Below are 22,746 nucleotides of genomic sequence, written 5' to 3' on the forward strand. Positions count from 1 at the left end.
CTCAATCGCTGCGCTTCCCCGCGAAAATCAAGCGCGCTTTGGGAAGATAGTAACAGAATTTTAAAATTTTTCTGCAGATCACCGGAAGTAATTTGCATTTCATAGTTTGGACAAATTATTCCGGCAGGATTGTTAAAAATACTTCGCGAATAAGCAGGATAGGTTTTAGACATAAAGGTCGGTGTATGAATTTGAATAAAATAATCGCAATCGTAAACCAAAAAGGCGGTGTTGGAAAAACCACAACCGCTGTCAATTTGGCCGCAGCCTTAGCGCAGATGAGCCGCCGCACCTTATTGGTTGATCTGGATCCGCAGGGCAACAGCTCCAGCGGTTTAGGGATTGACAAGTCCAGGCTGAAATACAATACCTACGACTTGCTGCTGGAGGGTATTGCCGCGCACCAGATAATTTTGGCAACACCGCAGGAAAATTTGAGTATCATCCCCGCTGCTGTGGAATTGGCTGCGGCTGAAATTGAAATGGTATCCTTGCTGAGCCGGGAATACCGCCTGAAAGAAGCGCTGGCTTCTTTACGGCAATATTACGAATATATCTTTATTGATTGTCCGCCTTCGCTGGGATTGCTGACGATCAATGCCCTGACTGCGGCGGATTCGGTTCTGATTCCCATCCAATGTGAGTTTTTCGCCCTGGAAGGAGTCAGCCAATTGACGAATACGATTCATTTGGTGCAGAAACATCTGAATAAAACCCTGGAAATCGAAGGTGTTCTGATGACCATGTATGATAACCGGATCAATTTAGCGCAGCAGGTTGTAGAGGATGTGCGCGCTCATTTTGGCAATCGCGTCTATGAGACGGTGATCCCACGCAATGTCAGGCTCAGCGAGGCTCCCAGCCACGGTTTGCCGATCGCCTTATATGACCCCCGCAGCAAAGGTGCCGAGAGCTACGCCGCTCTGGCGTTGGAGGTAATCAAGCATGAGCATTAAAAAAACAGGTTTGGGCCGGGGGTTAAGTTCTTTGATTCCCACGGAGTCGGAAGTGCAAACCGGGGAACAAATCCGGCAAATTGCGGTCAGTGAGATCAAAGCCAATCCATATCAACCCCGCAGAGGCTTCCAGACGGAAGGTTTACAGGAATTAGCCAATTCGATCCGGGAACACGGCGTGCTGGAACCTCTGATTTTGCGTCTTGTGGCGGATGGCTATGAATTGGTTGCCGGCGAACGACGCTGGCGGGCTGCCGCGTTGGTAGGAATGACAACCGTCCCGGCGGTTGTCCGCCTGTTAAGTGATCAGCAGGCGGCAGAGATGGCTTTGATTGAAAATATTCAGCGGCAGGACCTCAATGCCATAGAGGAAGCGACTGCTTATCAGCGCCTGATCCTGGAATTTGGCTATTCGCAAGAAGAATTGGCTGATAAAGTGGGCAAAAGCCGTCCGCATGTGACAAATATTTTACGTTTATTGCAGCTGCCCAGAGAAATCCAGGCCGAACTGATCAGCGGTTCCATTTCGATGGGACATGCCAGAGCCCTTTTGCCCTTAAAACCTGCCCTGCAGTTGTTGTATGTAGAACTGATCAAATCGAAAAATATGAGCGTTCGCCAGCTTGAAGATCTGGTACAGGCAACCATGCGGCCGGATCAAGCGCAAGTCAAAGAAAAAGCGGCGGCGCTGACGAAACGGCTGGCCCTGCTGCAGCACTGGGAATCGCAATTGAAAACGGTTCTGCAAACCAAAGCCCGCATCAAACCCAAAGGCAAAGGCGGTAAAATTGAGATTATCTATTTTGATGAAGAAGAATTACAGCGATTGCTGGATCGGCTAATCAACAGTCAGCCAAAGGCGGAAGAACAATAATTACCATTTTGGAGGTGTAAAATATGATCTATTTGGATCAAGCGGCGACCAGTTGGCCGAAACCGATCCGCGTTGTAGAAGCTGTCAATTATCTTTTAACCAACATCGGGGCCAATCCCGGCCGCGGCAATTACGGGCTATCCATGGATGCGGCAAACATGGTCCAGCGTACCAGGGAAAAAGTAGCCGATTTCTTTGGTTTAAGCAGTCCGCGGGGAGTCGTTTTTACCGCTAATGCGACCGAAGCGATCAATGCGGTAGTGCAGGGCTTGCTAAAACCGGGTGATCATGTCATCACCAGTTCGCTGGAACACAATGCCGTAGCAAGAACGCTTTTTGCCTTGGAAAGCAAGGGGATCTCCACAACAAAAATTTACACCAGCCCGGAATGCGGTTTTCGCTTAGCGCGCGTGGAGGAAGCAATTCGTCCCAATACCAGGATGATAGTTTGGAATCATGCCTCCAATGTGTTCGGTACCTTATCCGATTTGGATGGATTGGCGCGCCTGGCGCACGCGTATGGCTTGATTTTCCTGGTGGATGCGGCTCAAACGGTTGGCTCGATCCCAATTGATATGGAGGAGATGGGCATCGACTATTTGGCTTGCTCCGGTCACAAAGGTTTATACGGACCGCAGGGGGTTGGTTTGTTATTGATCCGTAATCAGGATACCAATCTGAATATTTGGCGCTACGGCGAGACCGGGGATTATGCCGAACAACTGCCGATGCCGAAGAATTTACCGGACTGTTTTGAAGCCGGTACACCAAACATGCCGGGGATTGCCGGGTTGGGAGAAGGGATTGATTTTATCCGGGAACAGGGTCTGAAAAAGATGTATCAAAATGATCTGCGAAAAATCGAAACAATCTATCATGCGCTCAGTGAGATCGATGGGGTTGTGCTCTATGGACCGGCGCCGGGAACGGAAAAAGTAGCGATCCTCTCCTTTAATATCCTGGGGATGATTTCCACACAAGTTGGGCTGGAGCTGAACAATCGCTGGGATATCTGTGTCAGAACCGGTTTACAATCCGCTTATTGGGCGCATGAAACCGGCGGCACGCTGCCGTACGGTACGGTGCGGGTCAGCGTAGGCTGCTTCAATACCGGCCAGGATCTCGAAGAATTAGTGGAAGCTGTGGAAACGCTCTGTTATGAGGTTCGCAAAAGGTAAGCCAATCCGGAATCGGTCATGTTTCACGTGAAACATCAGCTCCTGTTTTTCAAAAAAAAGCAGCCAAAACGCATGCGGACCGGGTTGTCAAAGCAAACCCTCCATGCTATCATTCGGCTTCCGAACACAGGCACAGTACTGTGCCAAAGGCGTCAAAATTGAAGTAAGGAAGGAGACAACATGGATCAGGTAAATCCCCGCGATCAGGCGTACATTCAAATTCTGAAAGAAGAATTAGTGGCGGCTCTGGGCTGTACAGAACCGATCGCTCTGGCTTATGCGGCCGCCAAAGCCAGAGAGACGTTAGGCGCCCTGCCGGAGCGGGTGCATGTCGAAGCCAGCGGCAGCATTATCAAGAATGTAAAGTCGGTTATCGTTCCCAATACCAACCACTTAAAGGGGATTGAAGCCGCCGCAGCCGCCGGCATAATAGCCGGAAAAGCAGACTGTGCACTGGAAGTTCTCAGCGAAGTGAGCGCAGAACAAATCCAACAGATTCAGGATTATCTGGACCGGAATGCAATCGAAGTCGAACTCAGCCGGTCCGGTTTGAATTTTGATATTCTCGTTTCGGTTGAAAAGGGCAAAGAATCGGCTAAGGTCCGTATCGCCAATGATCATACCAATATCGTCTTGATCGAGAAAAACGGCTGTGCGCTTTTTTCGCTCGATGTCACACAGCCGGAGGATGAGCATAAAACAGACCGTTCTTTGCTGAACCTGGTGGATATTTGGGATTTTATTACTACTGTTGCGCCGGAAGAGATCAAATCCGTCCTGGCGCGTCAGATGAAATATAATATGGCCATCGCGGAAGACGGGATTCACGGTCATTACGGCGCAAATATCGGCCGCGTAATTCTAGCTTCGTACGACAGCGATGATATCCGGGTAAAAGCCAAAGCGCTGACGGCGGCGGGTTCCGATGCCAGGATGAGCGGCTGTGAGCTGCCTGTGATTATTAATTCCGGTAGCGGCAATCAGGGGATTGCCGTTTCGGTACCGGTTATTCTCTACGCCCGCGATCTGCATGTATCGGAAGAATCGCTTTACCGGGCCCTGGCGCTTTCCAATTTGATTGCGATTCATATCAAATCAGGAATCGGTACGCTTTCCGCTTATTGCGGCGCGGTCGGAGCCGGAGCTGCCGCCGGTTGTGCGATTGCTTATTTACACGGCGGCGGCTTGACAGAAGTGGTTCACACCCTGGTGAACGCGCTGGCAATCGAATCCGGCATGATTTGTGATGGCGCCAAAGCCTCCTGCGCGGCCAAAATTGCCATGGCAGTGGATGCCGGTTTGCTCGGCTGGCAAATGTATCAGCATGGTCAGCAGTTTTACGCCGGCGATGGCATCGTCAGCGAAGATGTGGAAGCAACCATCCGCAATATTTACCGTCTGGGTAAAGACGGCATGAAAGAAACCAATGAAGAGATTATCAAAATGATGATCAGTGAAAAAGAAAAATGTGACAACTGACCGGTCGGGATGTTTCACGTGAAACATGCTCTGCACCGTTCGCTGATCGGGGAATGAAAGGGATGTAGGTATCGTGTTTGAGGTAAAAGATTTTTTTGATTTGTCTCAGGAACCGTTGGCATTTTTATTTGCTGACTGCGAATTGATCTGGCAAGTCCTGCCGAAAATCAATGCAGCCGCAGTTGAACTGGCCAAAGGTCCGATTTTGGGCAGCGTGCATCCAACTACCGTTCTGGAAGGAGCGGTGGCAATCGGCGAAGGCAGTCTGATAGAGCCGCATGTTTATATCAAAGGACCGGTTTATATCGGCAAAAATACCGTGGTTCGTCAGGGTGCTTACATTCGGGAAAATAATATCATCGGAGACAACTGCATCGTTGGCCATGCCAGCGAACTGAAGGGATCGATTCTGCTGACCGGAGCGCACGCGCCGCATTTTGCCTATGTCGGCGATAGCGTGCTGGGGCGTGATGTCAACTTAGGTGCCGGGACGAAATTGGCTAATTTTAAATTGAGCGGTGATCAAGTCAATATCTGGCTGGAAGGCAAGCGGATCCCTACCGGTCTGCGCAAATTCGGCGCCATTTTGGGTGATGCCGTATCCATCGGCTGCAACAGTGTGACGGCGCCCGGCACAGTGATCGGCAAAAATACCTGGGTTTACAGCATGTTATCTTTGCGCGGCTATATTGCGCCAAATAGCTTGGTCAAGTATGATTACAATGCAGAGATCGTGCCAAAAACTCTTTAACAGCGTTATTTTCCGGACCAGATCAGCATGCGGGGTGAGTACTGCTGAATCTCGCATCAATGAGACCGCAACCGCATCCCGGAGATCCTTTCAAAGAGGCGGCATTCTACCGGCTGGGAAATCCTTGACGGATCTGCCTGTCTGCAGCTGCCGGAAGCGCCATCGGCGGGAGAATGAGCGGAAGCTCCGGAAAATAAAAAACAGCACGAAAACCAGCCGACTTGCGTGAAGTACTGTATGCGCTGAGCGCAGGTCGGCTGGTTTTAGCCGGGAACAGCCGGCGCAAGCAAGATTGCAAGAAACAGCGCAGAACCGGTCTTTCCAAACAAGAGCCGGCACCGGCGCGTCACTTCAGCGGATGGACCAGCGCAAACGGTGAAGAGAAACGAAACATAAAAAACAGGGCCTTGTGTCTGCTTTTCGCAGCCATTTGGCTCTGTTTTTTTGAGTTGTTTTGCGATAGCTCCTGTTTTGCGATTGGCGGCTGAGCGTGGGCTGGGCTGAGCGCGGGTTACCGGGAGGGAGCAGCTCAGATTACGGTTTTTTCTTGCGCGGCAGGCGGAGTCTGGTTCTGCTTACTCGCTCTTTTATAGCAAAAATAAAGGTAAACGGCACAGCCTAAGCTGATTACGGCAAAGATGCCGCTCAGGATATACAAATTAAAAAAACCGAGCCGATTGAAAGTATCAGGGGAAAGCTTTGTTTCGACGGCCTGAAAAGCGATCACATTTTCGTTCTCATCAAAAATCGGCAGATAATTGATGACATTGCCATTCGCCAACAATTCATTGACAAAAGTGGCGCTTTTGCTGCTCAATACTTTTTCCAAAGCAGCTCGGCATTCGCGGCCGTAGATTCCGGTCAGATAGCTGATGCTGAAATCAAAGTAATCGATGCCGGCTGTGCCATTATCACGGTAAGCCTGATCGGCTAAGTAGTAATAGTCCGCTCCGGAACGGTAAAGCAGATATAAGCGTTCAAATTTAAGTTGTTTGGTGACTTTGGCCATCATGCCGCTCAATTCTCTATAGACTGTTTTATCTCCCAGCGAGAGGTTATTCAGTTGCAAGGCAATTTGCGTGCTGCGAAAATAAGAGACAGCCAGGGAATAAGCGGTCATTTGCTGTTCCGTCAGGGCAGCTTGAACGGAGACCGCATTTCTCTTGCGCTCGACCGGTGCGACAAGACAGGTCAGGGCGACTAGAAAAGCGAGCAGCATGATCAAAGCGGTAGAAAGCATTCGTTTGGAACTGCGGATAAATTTCATCTCAATCCATCACTCCTCGTTTGAAATTCCCCTTTGCTTTTTGAAGGCATTTGGGAGAATCAGCTGTTTTTTGCTGTATCCATTATAGCATCACGAGGAAGAGAATGCAAGAACAATCAAAACCGCTGCTCTGCCCGTTTTTTCTGGCAAGACAGTGGTTTTGCGGTTTTACAGCTCTTTCGCCTCCATGATTTTTACGGAAATCAACAGCGAAACTGCAAACGCGCCAAGCACGAACAGAAAGAAAACAACTGCCAATAAGGATGAAAACTGATCCAAAACAGTCAAATCAAACCGGAGAGATTTGGGCAGCAGCATGGTGAGTACAAAAGGAATCAGGCTCAGCATCACTAAAATATAGCGGCCTTTTTCGACGCCGAATTTGAACATAATCGGAAGCAGGAGGGAGTTTATCAGGAGTGCCGACGCGGCAGTCACAGCCAGGATGAGCAAACTTTCCTGGTTAATACCGCCCAGAAAAGGCAGAACGCCAAAAATGATCAGGCCGCCGGCCGCTATCAAGAGTAAATTCAGGATGTATTTGCTGAAGACCAGCTGCCGGCGGCTGAGCGGCATGGTCAGAGCGTATGGATCCCACCTGGAACGTTCATCAAAAGCAATACTGGTGATCGACAGCATCACCGATAAGATCATCAGCATGCCGCTTAAGAACGCCAGATCGCGGTTTTGATACGCAAGGAAAATGTAAAATAGCAGCAAGAGGCCTAAAATTTTCATCTGAGATTTTAGATTGATCAAATCCTTGAGCAGTAAACCTTTCATTTTTCTAAATTCTCCTTTGCGTAGAAAATCATAATTTCCTCAATGCTGGCGGGATCAACCAGATAATCGCCCTGCAGCCGATCGCGGCGCACCAATACTTCCATACCAAAATTATTTTTTCTGAAGCCGTGCACCAGCGTTGGATCCAATGCCTGCCATTGGCTTTCTGTACAATGCAGGATTCCGTATTGATCTTTCAGCTCTTCTTTGTTTTGGCTGAAAACCAGCTTGCCTTGGTGGATATAGGTGATATAATCGCAAATTTTCTCCAAATCGCTGATGATATGCGAGGAGATAAAGACGGCTTTCTGCTCATCCTGAATAAAATCTTGGAAAACATCCAGGATTTCTTCCCGAACAATCGGATCCAACCCGCTGGTGGCTTCGTCCAGAATCAGGAGTTCAGAATCGTGTGAAAGCGCGACGGCGATGCCTAGCTTCATTTTCATGCCGCGGGAATATTCCTTGATGCTTTTCCGAACCGGTAGCTGGAATTGTTCCAGATAACGCTCAAAACGGGTCGTATCCCAGGTTTGGTAAATCATCTTTAAAATGAGATTGACTTGCTGTGCGTTCATGTTTTCCGGAAAGCCGATTTCATCCATCACAACGCCGATCTTTTCCCGAATCATGGAGGAAGAACGCAGTGGTTCTTGTCCAAGTAAGAGGATTTCACCGCTGTCCCGTTTGATCAGATCCAAGATTAACTTGATGGTTGTGCTTTTACCGGCGCCGTTTTCACCGATAAAACCCATGATCGTTCCGCGGGGCAATGTCAGCGAAAGGTCCTGTAAGGCAAAATCGCTGTAATGTTTATTTAAATGTCGAATGACCAATGCGTCTTGCATGATATGCATTACTCTCCTTTATAAATGACGGTTAATGTTTCAATCAGATCCTGCAGAGAAATATCGCACAAAGCAGCCGCTTCCACTGCCTTTTGCAGATAATTTTCCAATGTGCGCAGATGCTCTTCCCGAATAAAATCCATATTTTGACCGGCGACATAGCTGCCTTTACCGGGTATGGAAAAAATAAAACCCTGCCGCTCCAATTCTTCGTAGGCGCGCTTGGTAGTAATCACGCTGATCCGCAGTTCTTTGGCCAGCAGCCGCATAGAAGGCAGTGCGTCACCCTCCTTTAGTTCGCCGCTGAGGATCAGCGTCTTCAGCTGATCCATGATTTGTTCGTAGATCGGCTTATTGCCGGTGTTGCTGATCAGAATATTCAAAGACTTCACCTGCCTTTTTCAACTAGTGTATATCAATAGTATATACACTAGTTACAATATGTCAAGCGATGATCGCAGAGAAAACAAAATCATTCTGTAGAAACTGCAGGGTATGCCTTCATATGGTTACAAAAAAGGCGCATTGCTCTCTTGCGCTGCACTCGGCTGTTGTTGCTTGTGACGCCTTTCTTAGGGGTGAACAGAATGCCGCTGGGGTTGAACAGAATGCCGCATACAAATCCACAGCCGCAGCAGTTATGAAACGGCAATGCTTCCCATAAGGCAAACGCGAATTTGTTATCTCGCCTGTCTGCGCCAGGGTGGTGCAGTGCAATCCGGCCGCTGGGGCTGTTTTGTTTTTTATTTTTACAATAGATATTCAGCGCATCGTGTCAGAAGAAGGTGCTGTCCGGAGCAATTTGCTCAGAATAATCGGTAAAGCGCGCTTCATCCGGGTAACCCTGCGCCAGTGCTTGATGCGCTTTGGCAGTATCGCTTTTCTTTGGCGCCAGTGCTTGATGCGCTTTGGCAGTATCGCTTTTCTTTGGTCAGAACAGCAACAGCCATTCCTTGTGCAGCGCGCAAGCTTTTTGGGCGAATGCTCCAGTCAGCAGCGCTTTGATCTTCTGAAGAGTGATACCTAACGTTTTATAGAAAAGAATTTGCTGTACGCGCTGCGGATCAGTACTGTGTTAGAGGCGATAATGATCGAAATCGGTTCCGGCAGGGCACGGCAAAGCAAAGTCTTCGTGACAGCGCAGGCCACGGCAAAGCAAAGCCTTCGTGACAGCGCAGGGCGCGGCAAAGCAAAGTCTTCGTGACAGCGCAGGCCACGGCAAAGCAAAGTCTTCGTGACAGCGCAGGGCGCGGCAAAGCAAAGTCTTCGTGACAGCGCAGGGCGCGGCAAAGCAAAGCCTTCGTGACAGCGCAGGCCACGTTTGCGAATTGGCGCTTATTCGGCAGGTTACTGCACGGTAACTTTCATTTTTCTTCTCTCCTGTTCTTGCGATACCCCTTGGCGTAACCTGTATGGGAAGCGGAAAATGTGCGTTCTGCCGGCGCCTAGCCAATTCGTTCGGATTGGGCAGCAAGAGTTTTTACAGAGAAATGTCATAACTGATATCGAAAAAGGAATTCGAAATTTTCTTAGCGAACTGACCTGCATAGAACAAATGAACGGAGTCTTATAAAATGGAGAATTTCATCTTGTCTTTCAATGTTGTCATGCCTTTGTTTCTGACCATGTTGTTCGGCTATTTGCTCAAACTAACGCATTTTCTCGACGATGAATTTCTGGCGAAATTGAATCGGCTTTCTTTCAATCGGATTTTACCCATTATGCTGTTTATGTACGTTTACGACGCTTCGGGCGATCTTACTCAAGTGTTTAATTTTAAATTGTTGGCTTTTGCCCTTGGTTCTGTTTCGCTTACAACATTGGTGCTCTTCCTGTTGATTCCTAAAATCGAACCGGAGGATCGCCGCCGCGGCGTGCTGATCCAGGCGATCTTCCGCAGTAATTTCGCTATTTTCGGCATACCAATCGCAAATTCGCTGTATGGCAGTGCAGGTGCGGCGGTGACGGCCGTGGTTATCGCTGTGGTGGTGCCGTTTTTTAACATTTTGGCTGTGATCGTTCTGGAGACATTCCGCTCCGGTAAAACTTCGCTGAAAACGATTTTCCAACAAATTCTGAAAAATCCCCTGATCATTGGTTCCGTGCTGGGTATCTTTTTTCTGCTGACCGGTCTCAAACTGCCAGTCTTCCTGGAAAAAACCGTCAGTGATATTTCTAAAATGGCTACCCCGCTGGCTTTGCTTATTTTAGGCGGTTCCTTCCATTTTTCCAGCGTCAGGGCGCATCTGAAGCAATTGATTTTGGGAGTCAGCGGGCGTTTGCTGCTCGTACCGCTTGTTTTTCTTCCCCTTGCCATGGCTTTGGGGTTCCGGGATGTGGATTTGGCGACTCTGATCGCACTCTTTGGCGCTCCTACCGCTGTTTCTTCTTATACCATGGCGCAGCAAATGGGTGGTGACAGCGAATTGGCCGACCATTTGGTGGTCTTCACGGCGCTTTTTTCAGTTTTAACCATGTTCTTCTGGATTTATCTGGCCAAATCCCTGGGTAAAATTTAATCTCTTCCTATCACGGAATATTTTCAACCAAAATCATTCATGTGCAGAAACATCTTGACAAATCCTTCTGAATTGGTTAGATTAGTTACAAATAGAAACAGAGTAGAAAGGGGGCTTTCTTATGAAATTAGCAATCGGCGGGATCAGCCACGAAACCAACGTATTTTCACCTTTAGCAACACCCTTATCCGAATGGCGGATAGTCGAAGGCCAGGCGATGCTGGAGAATGCCCGCGGTAAGAAGACCAATATCGGCGGTATTTTGGAAATTGCCGACCGGGAAGGCTGGCAGATTCTGCCTACGCTCTTAGCCGGTGCCACACCCTCCAAACCAACCGATGCCGGGAGCTATGCCTGGCTGAAGCAGCATTTATTGCAGCCGATGCGTCAGGAACAGCCCGATGCCGTGCTGCTTTGCATGCATGGCGCCATGATGGCGGAGGGAACCGATGATCCGGAAGGAGATATCGTAGAGGCGGTGCGCCAAATCATTGGCGACAAACCGCTGATCGTGACCCTGGACCTGCACGGCAACAATACGGCTGCGATGGCGGCAGGCTGCAATGCTATTTTTGGTTTTGATACGAACCCCCACATTGACAGTTACGAACGAGCCAAAGAAGCGGCGGAATGCCTGGCGAATTTGCTGCAGGGACGCATCACTCCCGTGACTGCGCATGCTCACGCAGCCATGCTGCCGCCTACGATTAATATGCGGACCGAAGAAGGCCCCATGGTCGAACTCTTTCAGCTGGCCAGAGCCTGGGAAGCGAAGCCCGGCATGATCAATGTTTCTGTTTTTGGCGGTTTCCCTTTCTGCGATGTGCCGTATGCCGGGTTCAATGTGATTGCCACGGCCGATCGGGATCGTCAGCTGGCGCAGGCTGCCTGTGACGCCATTTGTGACCGCGCCTGGCAGATCCGGGCTCAGTTCCTCAAACCAATCGCCGACGTGAAGACAGCCATGGCGCAGGCCAAGGTTCTTTTGGCGCAAAATCCGCTGCTGCCGGTCATGCTGGCCGATGTGGCAGATAACCCGGGCGGCGGCGGTTCCGGTGATACAACGGAATTATTGCGGGAAATGATCGCAGAAAACCTGCCCAAGACGGCAGCCGCCCTGATCTGGGATCCAAAAACAGTGGAAAAAGCATTTGCGGTAGGTGTGGGCAATACGGCAGAGTTCGCCATCGGCGGCAAGGCCGAGCCGGCTTACGGCGCTCCGATTGTAGTAACCGCCAAAGTCAAAACGCTTTCCGATGGTATTTTTGCCGCGACCGGGCCGATGGGCAGAGGCAATCTCTGGAATATTGGTCATTGTGCGCGTTTGGAAGTGGGCAATGTGCAGATCCTGCTCGGTTCCATCCGAACCGCCTGCAATGATGCCGATATCTTCCGCCATCTGGGTGTCGAACCGACACAGCAGCGCTTATTGCTGATCAAATCCCGCGGGCATTTCCGTGCCTCTTTTACCCCGTTGGCCAGCAGCATTCTTGAAGTGGATGCTCCCGGAGCGGCCAATCCGAATTTAAAGCGTTATCCCTATCGGCGCATCCATACCTGGCCCCTGGACGAGGCATAAATTGAGAAGGTGCTCCCGGAGCGGCCAATCCGAATTTAAAGCGTTATCCCTATCGGCGCATCCATACCTGGCCCCTAGACGAGGCCTAAATTGAGAAGGTGCTCCCGGAGCGGCCAATCCGAATTGAAAGCGTTATCCCTATCGGCGCATCCATACCCGGCCCCTGGACGAGGCCTAATTGGACGAGGCGTAAATTGAGAGGATGAACTCCCATGGATAAACTCTATTCCCGCTGGGGAAAGGCCTTCCTGACGATCATCTTTTGCTCCTTGCTGTTTAACATCGGCATGGGTTTACAGACTGCCATCAATGCAAACTTCGTGGTGGACGAATTGGGTCTTGATGATCAGCAATATGGTCTGGTGGCTGGTATCCGCGAAATGCCCGGCTTAATCACTGTAATTTTAGCCATTCCCGCCGCTTATCTGGCCGGTAATGTTTATACTGCCGTCACTGTGCTGATTACGGCTGCCGGCCTGTTTCTCTATTCGCAGTCCAAGACGTTTGGGTTCTATATGATTGCAACCATCATCTACTCCTGTGGCTTCCATCTGTTTACGCCTGCTCAGCAATCACTGGTTTTGAATATGTCCAAACCGGAAGAAAAAGCCTCCCGCCTGGGTATGCTCAATTCGGTCGGGGCCATCGGTACTTTGCTGGCTAGTTTTGCCGTCAGCCGCCTGGGCAACATTTTAAAATTTCGCGATTTCTACTTGATTGGCACGCTGACGTGTATTCTGGCGGCTGCTTTCATTTACTTTTCCCGCCGCACAAACGATAAGCTCAAAGTGCGTAAGTCCTATGTTTTCCGTTGGAAGTATAAAAACTATTACATCATGCAGCTGTTGGTCGGCGCCAGGCGCCATATCAACAGTACGTTCGCTGCCTTGGCGCTGGTTTCTCTTTACAATGTGCCGGTGACGACGATTGCCACACTGATGTTGATTGCGAATTTCGCCGCCATCTTTACCCGGCCTTTGCTGGGTGGGATTATCGATCGCTGGGGCGAAGGCAAAGCGCTGACTTTTAATTATACCATTGTCGCTCTGCTCTTTTTGGGATATGCCTTTATCGGCAATGTCGCTTTTCTCTATGTGATCTTTATTGTCGATAATGTTTTTCTGGGCTTTGAAGTGGCAATCACCACCTTCCTTTCCAAAATCGCGCCGCAGTCAGACATTGCGCCTTCTCTGGCGATGGGTTCCACCATCAACCATATTTCCGGTGTGCTGGCTCCCATCGTGGGCAGCATGCTCTGGAAGATCGATCCTAAGCTGACATTTATTACCGGCAGTTTGCTTTGTCTCTGTTCGCTCTATCAATCCTGGAAGCTGCCGGACCCCAATACCTTTGAAATAGCGGCGGAGACGGATGCCTGAGCGCTGATAAGAACAATGAAAAACGGTCTGTCTTGTGGTTTTTCAACCACTTGACAGACCGTTTGTTTTTTTGCGTTGTATTCAGGCCGATTGATCGTCCGTTTCAAACTGGCTGTTATACAATTTGGCATAGGCGCCGCCTCGCGCGAGCAAATCCGTATGAGTACCTTGTTCCACAATGTCACCGTCAGACATAACCAGAATCAAATCAGCATTGCGAATGGTCGATAAGCGATGCGCAATGATAAAGCTGGTTCTGCCGCGCATCAGGTTATCCATTGCTTTCTGAATCAGCACCTCGGTTCGGGTATCCACATTACTGGTGGCTTCATCAAGAATCAGGATCTCAGGATCCGCCAGGATTGCTCTGGCAATCGTCAGCAATTGTTTCTGACCTTGCGAGATGTTATTGGCCTCTTCGTTGAGCAGCATATGATATCCTTCCGGTAAGGTTCGCACAAAATGATCGACCTGTGCCGCTTTGGCTGCGTTCCTCACTTCCTCATCGGTGGCATCCAGCCGGCCGTAACGGATATTTTCCTCGATGCTGCCATTGAACAACCAGGTATCCTGCAGCACCATCCCAAAAAGAGAACGCAGCTGATTGCGCTTGAAGGTTCGGATATCGTGACCGTCAATGCGGATGGCGCCATCGCTGACATCATAGAAACGCATTAACAGCTTGACAATCGTGGTTTTGCCGGCGCCGGTCGGTCCAACAATCGCGACCTTTTGCCCCGGTTTTACTTCGGCGGTAAAATCCCGAATGATCGGTTTTCCAGCGTCATATTGAAAGGAAACATGTTCAAATTGAATATGCCCGCTGATATGCAGCAGGTTGGCAGTATCGGGCAGGGAGGCGTCTGTATTCACAGACAGGGCATTCGCGGCCTCCTCTACTTCTTCCGGTTCTCCCAGGAATTCAAAGACGCGCTCCGCGGCGGCGACTGTCTGCTGCAGCACGTTGGAAATGCTGGCAATTTGCGCGATCGGCTGCGTAAACGAGCGGACATACTGAATAAATGCTTGAATACCGCCCACCGTCATCGTACCGCTGGCGGTAAAATAGCCGCCTAAGATACAGATGGCAACATAAGCGATATTACCGATGAAGTTGGTCATCGGCATCATCAGACCGGAAAGGAAATTCGCTTTCCAGGCCGACTGGTAGAGAGAATTGTTATATTCGGCAAAGGCTTTTGAGGATTCTTCCTCTCCGCAGAAGGCCTTGACCACGACGTGACTGCTCAGCATTTCTTCCACATGTCCGTTGACATTGCCTAAAAACATTTGTTGATTGCGGAAGTGTTTCTGTGATTTTGAGGCAATCAGGACAACGACCAGAACACTGACGGGAATCACGCAGAGCGCTGTCAGGGTAAGCTGCCAATTGATCGTGAACATCATGATACTGATGCCCAGCAAAGAGGTGACCGAAGTTATAATCTGGGTCATACTCTGATTGAGCGTTTGACTGATCGTATCAACATCATTGGTGATTCTGCTCAAAACCTCGCCATGTGTGATTTTGTCGTAATATCCCAGCGGCAGTTTGTGCATTTTTTCATTGATATTGCTTCTTAAACGCAGCGTGACTCTGGCGGTGACGGCGGACATCACGAAGCCCTGCAAATACGTGAGAAGCGAGCTGAGACCGTACAAACCGGCTACCCAGAGGATGATTTCGCCAATTCTTGTAAAGTTGATGCCGCCGGTACCGGCGATTTTACTCATGATGCCGGTAAATAGTTCATCGGTGGCTTTGCCCAGTGTTTTCGGACCTAAAATTGTAAAGACAGTCGAGGCGATCGCCAGAGCCCAGGCAAAGAGAATTCTCCATTTATAATTCGCCACATAACCGATCAGTTTGAGAAAAGAACCCTTAAAGTCTTTCGCTTTTTCTCCGGGTCCGAGTGCTCCATGTCTGCCGCCGCGACCGCCGCCGCCGCCTCTGCGTGGCATTGCCGCTGCCGCCGGTTTGCTGTTGTTCTCCTGGCTCATTCCAACTCCTCCTTTGACAATTGCGATGAAGCAATTTCCAGATATTGCGGGCAGGTTTTCAATAGCTCCTGATGTCTGCCGCTGCCCACTATTCTGCCGTCATCCAGCACAATAATCTGCTCGGCATTCATAATTGTGCTGATTCTTTGCGCGATGACAATAACCGTGCTATTCCCGGTCGCTTGCTTCAGCGCTTTGCGCAGTGCCGCATCCGTTTTGAAGTCCAGAGCGGAGAAGCTATCGTCAAAGATAATGATCTCCGGTTCTTTCACCAAAGCCCGCGCAATCGATAATCTTTGTTTTTGCCCGCCGGAAACATTGGCACCGCCCTGGGCAATGGCCGAGTCGAACCCTTCCGGTTTTTCTTTGACGAAATCGAGAGCCTGCGCAATTTCCGCCGCGGTTTCAATCTCTTGCTCGGAAGCGTCTTTTTTGGCATACCTTAAGTTAGAGGCAATCGTGCCGGAAAACAGCACGCCCTCCTGCGGAACATAGCCGATTTTGGCGCGCAGTTCTTTTTGTTTGACATCACGCAGGTCCGCGCCATCCACGCAGATTTGCCCTTCTGTCACGTCATAAAACCGCAGGATCAGATTGGCAATGGTCGATTTTCCGGAGCCGGTAGAACCGATAATGGCCGTCGTTTCGCCCGGTTTTGCGGTAAATGTAATCCCCTCCAGGGCATCTTCTTCGGCGTTATGGTAGCGGAAATGCACATTTTTAAATTCCACCAAGCCTTTTTTTGCCGGATCAAATGCTTTGGGATTCGGTGGGTCCACTATCGTATTCTCTGTATGCAGGACTTCCACGATGCGGTCTGCGGAGACGGCAGCCCGCGGCACAAAAATAAACATCATGGAAATCATCAGGAAAGACATAATGATTTGCATGGCATACTGCATAAATGCCATCATATCGCCCACCTGCATACTGGAGTCAGCGATTTGGTGCGCTCCAACCCAAACGATCATCAGGGTGGTGGCGTTCATAATCAACATCATGGCCGGCATCATAAACACCATGATCCGGTTAACGAAGAGATTGGTCGCGGTCAGGTCCTGATTGGCTTTCTCAAAACGCTGCCGCTCATACGTTTGGGTGCCAAAAGCACGGATGACCATCATACCGCTGAGGTTCTCGCGCGAAACCAGGTTCAATTTATCGACTAATTGCTGAATGATCTTGAATTTCGGCAAGGCAATGGAGGTGATCACCACAATCATGCCGCCAAGGGTAATCACTGCAACGGCAATGATCCAACTCATGGAGGATGATTTGCGGATCGCCATCATCACACCGCCGATGCCCATGATTGGCGCATAACAAATGAGACGGATACCCATCATCAGCAGCAGCTGAATCTGAGAAATATCGTTGGTGCAGCGGGTAATCAGAGAGGCGGTTGAAAAATGATCGAATTCGTTGTTGGAAAAGTCCTGAATCTTATTGAAAATATCTTTGCGTAAATTTCGCGCCACACCGGCGGCAATCCTGGAAGACAATAAACTGACTAAGATACTGGCTGTGCCTCCCAGGAAAGCAATCAGCAGCATCAACAGCCCAATACGGACGATATAAGCATTCTGCATGGCGCCGACATCCGCGCCGATTTCGGTATAGAAAATCTTGGCGAGCAAAACGCCGCTTTGTTTCAGAATGCTGGTATCACTGGCCAGCGCCTTTTCATGGGCGGCACTGATGACGGATTCTGGCAGGTTATCCAGCATCGGCTGCATCAGATAAATTTGACTGAGATCGACATTCTGGAGATCAGTGGCGCTGACCGATGCATTCTGAGCGCCGGGTTTGGCCGATAAATCTTTCATAACATTGATTAAGGTCCAAGTGGAAGCTCCAAAAGCAGTGTCCAGTGATTCATTCGTGGTTTGATCGACCAGCTTTTTGATGTAGAGCTGCCTGCCGGCCTTGGGATAAAGCGCAAGATAGGTTTTGCCGGTCGGATCCTGGTCGGTAGAAGAGACCAGCCTATAGTTCTCATTGACCAGCGCTTTTTCATCTTCGGTCATGAAGGTGGTCATCAGTTTTAAGCCGGACGGACTGATCGCGTCAGGAGCGGCATGTTCGATGCCGTTCTGCTGGATGCCGACATTGACGATGTCTGACATATAATTGGGTAAATTCAGGTCGGATGCGGCTTGACCGAATAACAACAGAATGGCCAAAAGCAAGCTGATCAGAAAAGGTTTTAAATACTTTGCTAGTTTAATCAAGATGATCTTCTCCCTTATCCTTCGGTTGTAAGTTTTTCTGATTGAGATCTTCGGAAATATCGGAAAGCAAGGTGAATAAGGCGATCAATTGCCGTGTGTTTTCCTCACCGAAGCAGCGAATGGTGGTTTCCAGCCTATGATCGGTATATGCTTTGGTCTTTTCCAAAATCTGCTGTCCCTCGCTGGTCAGCGTGACTGCCCGCTTACGCCGGTCATTTTTATCGATTTCCCGGCTGATGTAACCTTTTTTTTCCAGAGAATTCAACATTTGCGAAACAGCGGGTTTGGTGATAAACAGATGGCTTGATAAATCGGATGCCTGAAAATTTTGGTCACAGCAAGCGATGTTCTTGGCAATCCCGCTCATCAAAAAGAGTTCTCCCATGCGGATGTTGAGCTCCGGCGGATAAACCATACTCACTTTTCTTAAGCGGAGCATGGCCAGGACCAACTGATCTTTCAATTTATTATCCATATGTTTCCCCCTTAATATTTAAGCCTTAAATCATTAAGCAATTAATGAATTCTCATTATACACTAACGAACCTAAAAATTTATGAACAGTTGGTGAATTTTGTTTGCGGCTTTTCAGGCGAAGTGTGTTTTTTCCCATACGGCGGAAACGGAAATGCTGCGCACTGTCACGCCCGGCTGCCCTGCCTTGCGCTCTTTAGCTTCACATCGGCATTCTTGAGGCAAAGCAGCCTTACAAGTTAAAAACAAGAGCTGCGGGGAACGTCTTGTTTCCCATGGCAAACCCGGGCAAAAATAGGCACCTTATTAAGTTCCATTTACGATTAATATTGACATCCGTCAAACAGCATGATATGCTTGAATCGTATTCGAAGCGGATTCGAGCGCGATTTCAGTTTGTAAGGAGGGAAAATAAGATGTTCGAAATTGTAAAAGATTTTCCAAATCCTCTGATGTTTCTAGATGCCAAACCGTCTGTTTCGCTGTATCAAACCACACATAGAAATTTACCCGACAGAAAGCAGGATCCGATCGTCTTCAAGAATCTGATCCAAACAATTGAACAGGAGTTGGAACGGAAATATAATCTGACGGAAACGACAGCGCTGCTGCAACCTTTTTACGACTTGAAAGAGGATGTCTCTTTCTGGAACAATAGCCTCGACGGAATTGCCGTGCTGGCCAATCCGGAAAAGTGTATCGTCTACAGCCTCTCCAGAACGATGCCAAATTTGGCGGTCGTGGCGGACGATTTTCATATTATGCCGCTGATCAGGGCTTTCCAGTCTTCCGATCAGTATCTTCTGCTTGGTTTGAGCGGCAGTGAGTTTTCTCTCTTTCAAGGCAATCGTTATGAGATAAAGCCCCTGGAATTACCGGCGGCTGCGCCGACTACCATCAATGAGATTTTGGGCAGCACACTCTCGGAACCGTCACTGGGTCAAAGATCAAGCCAGGCCGGCGGCAGTTCGGTGTTTTATGGCCATGGCAGCAAGAATGATGAGAATGAAAAGGACCTGGAGAAGTTCTTTCGCTATATAGACCGGTTTGTTTTGGAGAATTATGCAAAAACAATGAAACTCCCCTTGATTCTGGTTTCCTTAACGGAATACCAAAGCGAATTTAAAGCGCTCAGCAATAATCCCTATCTGATGAAGGAGGGAATCGAAGCCTCGCCGGATGCTTTGAATCGAGAGCAGTTACGGGAAAGCGCCTGGGATATTGTCCTGTCTTCTTATTTAGGCAAGACAAAGACTTTGGTGGAAACCTTCCAAACGGCACAGGCCGGCGGCAAAGGCTCTGATTTTCCGGAAGATATTGCGAATGCCGTCTTTTTAAAAAAAGTAAAGCAGCTGATTGTGGAAGACGGTAAGGTTATCCCCGGTAAGTTTGATGAGACGACCGGCAAATTGAAATTCGGGGACAGCGACCAGGCCGGTTATGGCAATGTGCTGGATGCTTTGATCAAGCAAACTCTACAGAATAAAGGGGAAGTTGTTGTTCTGCCAAAGGAAAGAATGCCTGGGATCAGCGGAATGGCGGCAATCTTTCGATATTAATGAAAAAAGCGATTGATCCAAATTTTGTTTTGGGTTAATCGCTTTAAAAAAGCGCTAACCTCCGGCTGCCTCAGCGAAAAGGCTGCTCCGCCAATGAATCCCGTTTTGGTTGCAAACAAGCAGGGACGAGCAGGTTTCTTGTATTTCTGCAGCGGTGCCCTGGCACAAAAAACAGAGACGGCCAAGTCTTGCTTACCGTTTTTTTATGATACAATCTCTTTAAACTGCACTTTTTGAGCCGCAGAGCGGTCAACTTCGTGAAAGGAGAAGCAAAATGAGTATCATCGCAGCAATTATGGTTCCGCATCCGCCGCTGATCATTCCGGCGATCGGGCAGGGCGAGGAAAAAAGAATTCAAAAGACAGTCGATGCTTATCAAAAGGCGAGCCGGCTGATCATGGAAGCCAAGCCGGATACGATTGTGATCACCTCCCCGCACAGCATACTCTATTCTGATTATTTTCATATCTCGCCGGGCCAATGTGCGGCTGGCGATTTCGGCCGGTTTGCTGCCAAAGAAATTCGCATCACAGCGGAATACGACAGTGAATTGGTGACGGAACTGAGCCGGCTTTGTGCACAAAACGGACCGGCTGCCGGCACGTTGGGGGAACGGGAGCAAGCACTGGATCATGCCACCCTGGTGCCGCTCTATTTCCTGCAGCAAAGCAATAACGGCCAACTCCCCTCTAAAATAGTCCGGATTGGTCTATCCGGTCAGCCGCTGACGGAACATTACCGTCTTGGTCAGCAGATTGCCAGAGCGGCTGAGCGCCTGGGACGCAGAGTGGCTCTGATCGCCAGCGGGGATTTATCGCATAAATTGAAGCAGGATGGTCCGTATGGTTTTGCCGCGGAAGGTCCTCTTTATGATGAGCGGATCATGCGGGTGATGCGGCAGGGAGATTTTGCTGAACTATTCGAATTTGAGGAAACCTTCTGTGAAAAAGCGGCGGAATGCGGTCATCGTTCCTTTGTGATCATGGCCGGCGCTTTTGACGGATTTGCTGTCCGGGCTGAACAGCTTTCCTATGAGGGACCTTTCGGAGTCGGTTACGGTGTCTGCAGTTTCTTACCGCTCGCCAGGGACGAAAACAGGCATTTTCTGGATGCCTATCTGCAAAAAACCGAAAGGAAGCTGCAGAAAGCCAAAGCAGCCGAAGATGCTTATGTGCATCTGGCGCGACAGACATTGGAAGCCTATCTGCTGCACCATACGATCCCGCCAATTCCTTCGGATTTGCCGGCTGAGATGCTGCATACCAGAGCAGCTGTGTTTGTATCTCTGCATAAGAACGGTCAGCTGCGTGGCTGTATCGGGACGATCACGCCGACAACCGACTCTGTTGCCCAGGAAATCATTCAGAATGCCATCAGCGCAGCCACGCGTGATCCCCGCTTCCATGCGGTGGATGCAACTGAATTAGCGGAACTGGAATACAGTGTGGATGTGCTGAGTCCGGCAGAGAAGATCACTTCCGCGCAGGAGCTGGATGTCAAACGGTATGGTGTCATTGTGCAAAGCGGTCATCAATTGGGTTTGCTGCTGCCGAATCTGGATGGTGTCGACAGCGTAGAGGAGCAGATCGCCATTGCCAAACGCAAAGCCGGCATCACTGAAAAGCAGGCGGTCAGTCTGCAAAGATTTGAGGTGGTGCGTCATGTCTAGGATCCGGTGCCCGGTTTGCATGCACCATTGTGCGCTCGATTTGGGACAGACCGGTCTTTGTAAAGCGCGCAGGAATGAGCTGGACAAAAGTGTGTCCATCAATTACGGCTTGCTCACCTCTCTGGCGCTGGATCCCATCGAGAAAAAACCGCTCGCTTTCTTTCATCCGGGCAGTAAGATCTTATCGGTCGGCAGCTTTGGCTGCAATCTGGATTGTCCCTTCTGTCAGAACGATGCCATCTCCATGGCGGGCATCGGGCAGGTCAGGACGGAATATTATTCACCGCAGCGGCTGGCACAGCTGGCGCAAGTGCTGATCCCAAAGGATAATATCGGGGTGGCTTACACCTATAACGAGCCGATGATCGGTTATGAATATGTGCGTGATACCGCCAAAGAAGTCAGGGGACTCGGTCTGCAAAATGTGCTGGTGACCAATGGCTCGGTCAGCGCAGAGACGCTGCGACAGGTGCTGCCTTACGTGGATGCCCTCAATATCGATTTGAAAGGGTTTAGCGAGGCTTATTATCGCAAGCTGGGCGGCGATCTGCCAACGGTCCTGCAGTTTATCCGGCTGGCCTGGCAGAATGCTCACGTAGAATTAACGACGCTGATCGTTCCCGGCGAAAACGATACGGAGGAAGAAATGCGTCGGCTTTCCGCCTGGGTAGCGGAACTCGACGATGAGATCCCGCTGCACATAACGCGTTTCTTTCCGCATCGCAACAGATTGGATCTGCAGCCCACCGAGCTGGGCGTTCTGCAAAAATTAGCCGCTGTCGCCAGGAAGAATCTGCGGTATGTTCTGCTTGGCAATGTCTGATTCGGGCGCCGCAACAAAAAAGATCTCCCTTTTGCATCTTGCGTGCATAGAGGGATCTTTCTTTCTTGGGCGGAACAAAAGAGGATTGCCAACACAATTCGGCTGCGATTTAGGTAACCTCTAAAAAATAGCTTTCTGAGCCTGTAAGTAGCTTTCTGGGCCTGTCATGGGTAATGGGTAAATTATTTTGGATGAAGTGCACAAAATGCAGGTAAGGAAACCCTACAAACCACCTCAAACCGAGAAATTTCCCGATTTTGGGCGCAGCTATCCCAGTACTTTCACTCTGCGTAAAACTTCGCAGCGATAAAGGTTGTACACCAGGTTGGTCAATCCAATATTGAAATCAGCTCGCAGTTTTCCAATGCACCTCAAA

The 22,746-nt window shown here is 49.6% G+C and carries 18 protein-coding genes; 11 read left to right on the plus strand and 7 right to left on the minus strand.

Going from position 1 to position 22,746, the window contains the following annotated elements; all coding sequences use genetic code 11:
• Window positions 1-191: 191 nt before the first annotated feature.
• From LLG09_01095 to LLG09_01115, 5 genes are all read left to right on the plus strand, one after another.
• A complete protein-coding gene (locus LLG09_01095) occupies window positions 192-956 on the plus strand; it encodes an AAA family ATPase (protein ID MCE5195715.1) in 765 nt (254 codons plus the stop codon).
• The gene (locus LLG09_01100) at window positions 946-1,830 is read left to right on the plus strand and encodes a ParB/RepB/Spo0J family partition protein (GenBank protein ID MCE5195716.1); all 885 of its coding nucleotides are present in this window, start codon (window positions 946-948) and stop codon (window positions 1,828-1,830) included. The genes LLG09_01095 and LLG09_01100 overlap by 11 nt, the downstream gene beginning before the upstream one ends.
• A gap of 23 nt (window positions 1,831-1,853) precedes the next feature.
• On the plus strand, window positions 1,854-3,008 hold the full coding sequence (locus LLG09_01105) for an aminotransferase class V-fold PLP-dependent enzyme (GenBank protein MCE5195717.1): 1,155 nt from the start codon (window positions 1,854-1,856) through the stop codon (window positions 3,006-3,008).
• A gap of 180 nt (window positions 3,009-3,188) precedes the next feature.
• Window positions 3,189-4,487, plus strand: a complete 1,299-nt coding sequence (locus LLG09_01110) for an L-serine ammonia-lyase, iron-sulfur-dependent, subunit alpha (GenBank protein ID MCE5195718.1) — start codon at window positions 3,189-3,191, stop codon at window positions 4,485-4,487.
• Between the two features lie 73 nt (window positions 4,488-4,560).
• Window positions 4,561-5,238, plus strand: a complete 678-nt coding sequence (locus LLG09_01115; GenBank protein MCE5195719.1) for a glucose-1-phosphate thymidylyltransferase — start codon at window positions 4,561-4,563, stop codon at window positions 5,236-5,238.
• Window positions 5,239-5,767: 529 nt separating this feature from the next.
• Here LLG09_01115 and LLG09_01120 read toward each other — a convergent pair.
• The 4 genes from LLG09_01120 to LLG09_01135 all read right to left on the minus strand — a co-directional run bounded on the left by LLG09_01120 (window position 5,768) and on the right by LLG09_01135 (window position 8,519).
• Window positions 5,768-6,505: a hypothetical protein gene (locus LLG09_01120; protein ID MCE5195720.1), complete on the minus strand. Its 738-nt coding sequence runs from the start codon at window positions 6,503-6,505 to the stop codon at window positions 5,768-5,770.
• A gap of 168 nt (window positions 6,506-6,673) precedes the next feature.
• Entirely contained in the window at window positions 6,674-7,288 is a 615-nt protein-coding gene (locus LLG09_01125; GenBank protein MCE5195721.1) for an ABC-2 transporter permease, read from the minus strand.
• Complete coding sequence (locus LLG09_01130) at window positions 7,285-8,136, minus strand: ABC transporter ATP-binding protein (GenBank protein ID MCE5195722.1); 852 nt, start codon at window positions 8,134-8,136, stop codon at window positions 7,285-7,287. The genes LLG09_01125 and LLG09_01130 overlap by 4 nt, the downstream gene beginning before the upstream one ends.
• An 8-nt stretch (window positions 8,137-8,144) precedes the next feature.
• On the minus strand, window positions 8,145-8,519 hold the full coding sequence (locus LLG09_01135; protein ID MCE5195723.1) for a GntR family transcriptional regulator: 375 nt from the start codon (window positions 8,517-8,519) through the stop codon (window positions 8,145-8,147).
• Window positions 8,520-9,710: 1,191 nt separating this feature from the next.
• Between LLG09_01135 and LLG09_01140 the strand changes: the two genes are divergently transcribed.
• From LLG09_01140 to LLG09_01150, 3 genes are all read left to right on the plus strand, one after another.
• A complete protein-coding gene (locus LLG09_01140; protein ID MCE5195724.1) occupies window positions 9,711-10,655 on the plus strand; it encodes an AEC family transporter in 945 nt (314 codons plus the stop codon).
• A gap of 121 nt (window positions 10,656-10,776) precedes the next feature.
• Window positions 10,777-12,234, plus strand: coding sequence for a M81 family metallopeptidase (locus LLG09_01145; GenBank protein ID MCE5195725.1), 1,458 nt, complete (start codon window positions 10,777-10,779; stop codon window positions 12,232-12,234).
• Between the two features lie 212 nt (window positions 12,235-12,446).
• Window positions 12,447-13,613, plus strand: coding sequence for an MFS transporter (locus LLG09_01150; protein ID MCE5195726.1), 1,167 nt, complete (start codon window positions 12,447-12,449; stop codon window positions 13,611-13,613).
• Between the two features lie 81 nt (window positions 13,614-13,694).
• On the opposite strand, the gene LLG09_01155 is transcribed toward LLG09_01150, so the two are convergent.
• Genes LLG09_01155 through LLG09_01165 form a run of 3 tightly spaced genes read right to left on the minus strand, consistent with a single transcriptional unit; the run spans window position 13,695 to window position 18,320 of the window.
• A complete protein-coding gene (locus LLG09_01155) occupies window positions 13,695-15,575 on the minus strand; it encodes an ABC transporter ATP-binding protein/permease (protein ID MCE5195727.1) in 1,881 nt (626 codons plus the stop codon).
• A gap of 35 nt (window positions 15,576-15,610) precedes the next feature.
• Window positions 15,611-17,845 (minus strand): ABC transporter ATP-binding protein/permease, encoded by a 2,235-nt coding sequence (locus tag LLG09_01160; GenBank protein ID MCE5195728.1) that lies wholly within the window; start codon window positions 17,843-17,845, stop codon window positions 15,611-15,613.
• On the minus strand, window positions 17,838-18,320 hold the full coding sequence (locus tag LLG09_01165; protein ID MCE5195729.1) for a MarR family transcriptional regulator: 483 nt from the start codon (window positions 18,318-18,320) through the stop codon (window positions 17,838-17,840). The genes LLG09_01160 and LLG09_01165 overlap by 8 nt, the downstream gene beginning before the upstream one ends.
• Window positions 18,321-18,735: 415 nt before the next feature.
• Here LLG09_01165 and LLG09_01170 point away from each other — a divergent pair, with 415 nt between their 5' ends.
• The 3 genes from LLG09_01170 (at window position 18,736) to amrS (ending at window position 22,370) form a co-directional block, all read left to right on the plus strand.
• Window positions 18,736-19,878 carry a hypothetical protein gene (locus LLG09_01170; protein ID MCE5195730.1) on the plus strand — a complete coding sequence of 381 codons (1,143 nt, stop codon included), beginning with the start codon at window positions 18,736-18,738 and terminating at the stop codon, window positions 19,876-19,878.
• A 274-nt stretch (window positions 19,879-20,152) separates the two neighbouring features.
• Entirely contained in the window at window positions 20,153-21,547 is a 1,395-nt protein-coding gene (amrA, locus tag LLG09_01175) for an AmmeMemoRadiSam system protein A (GenBank protein MCE5195731.1), read from the plus strand.
• On the plus strand, window positions 21,540-22,370 hold the full coding sequence (gene amrS, locus LLG09_01180) for an AmmeMemoRadiSam system radical SAM enzyme (protein ID MCE5195732.1): 831 nt from the start codon (window positions 21,540-21,542) through the stop codon (window positions 22,368-22,370). The genes amrA and amrS overlap by 8 nt, the downstream gene beginning before the upstream one ends.
• The last annotated feature ends 376 nt before the right edge of the window (window positions 22,371-22,746 follow it).

This window comes from Negativicutes bacterium (genome assembly GCA_021372785.1).
Taxonomy (GTDB): Bacteria; Bacillota; JAAYKD01; order JAAYKD01; family JAAYKD01; genus JAJFTT01.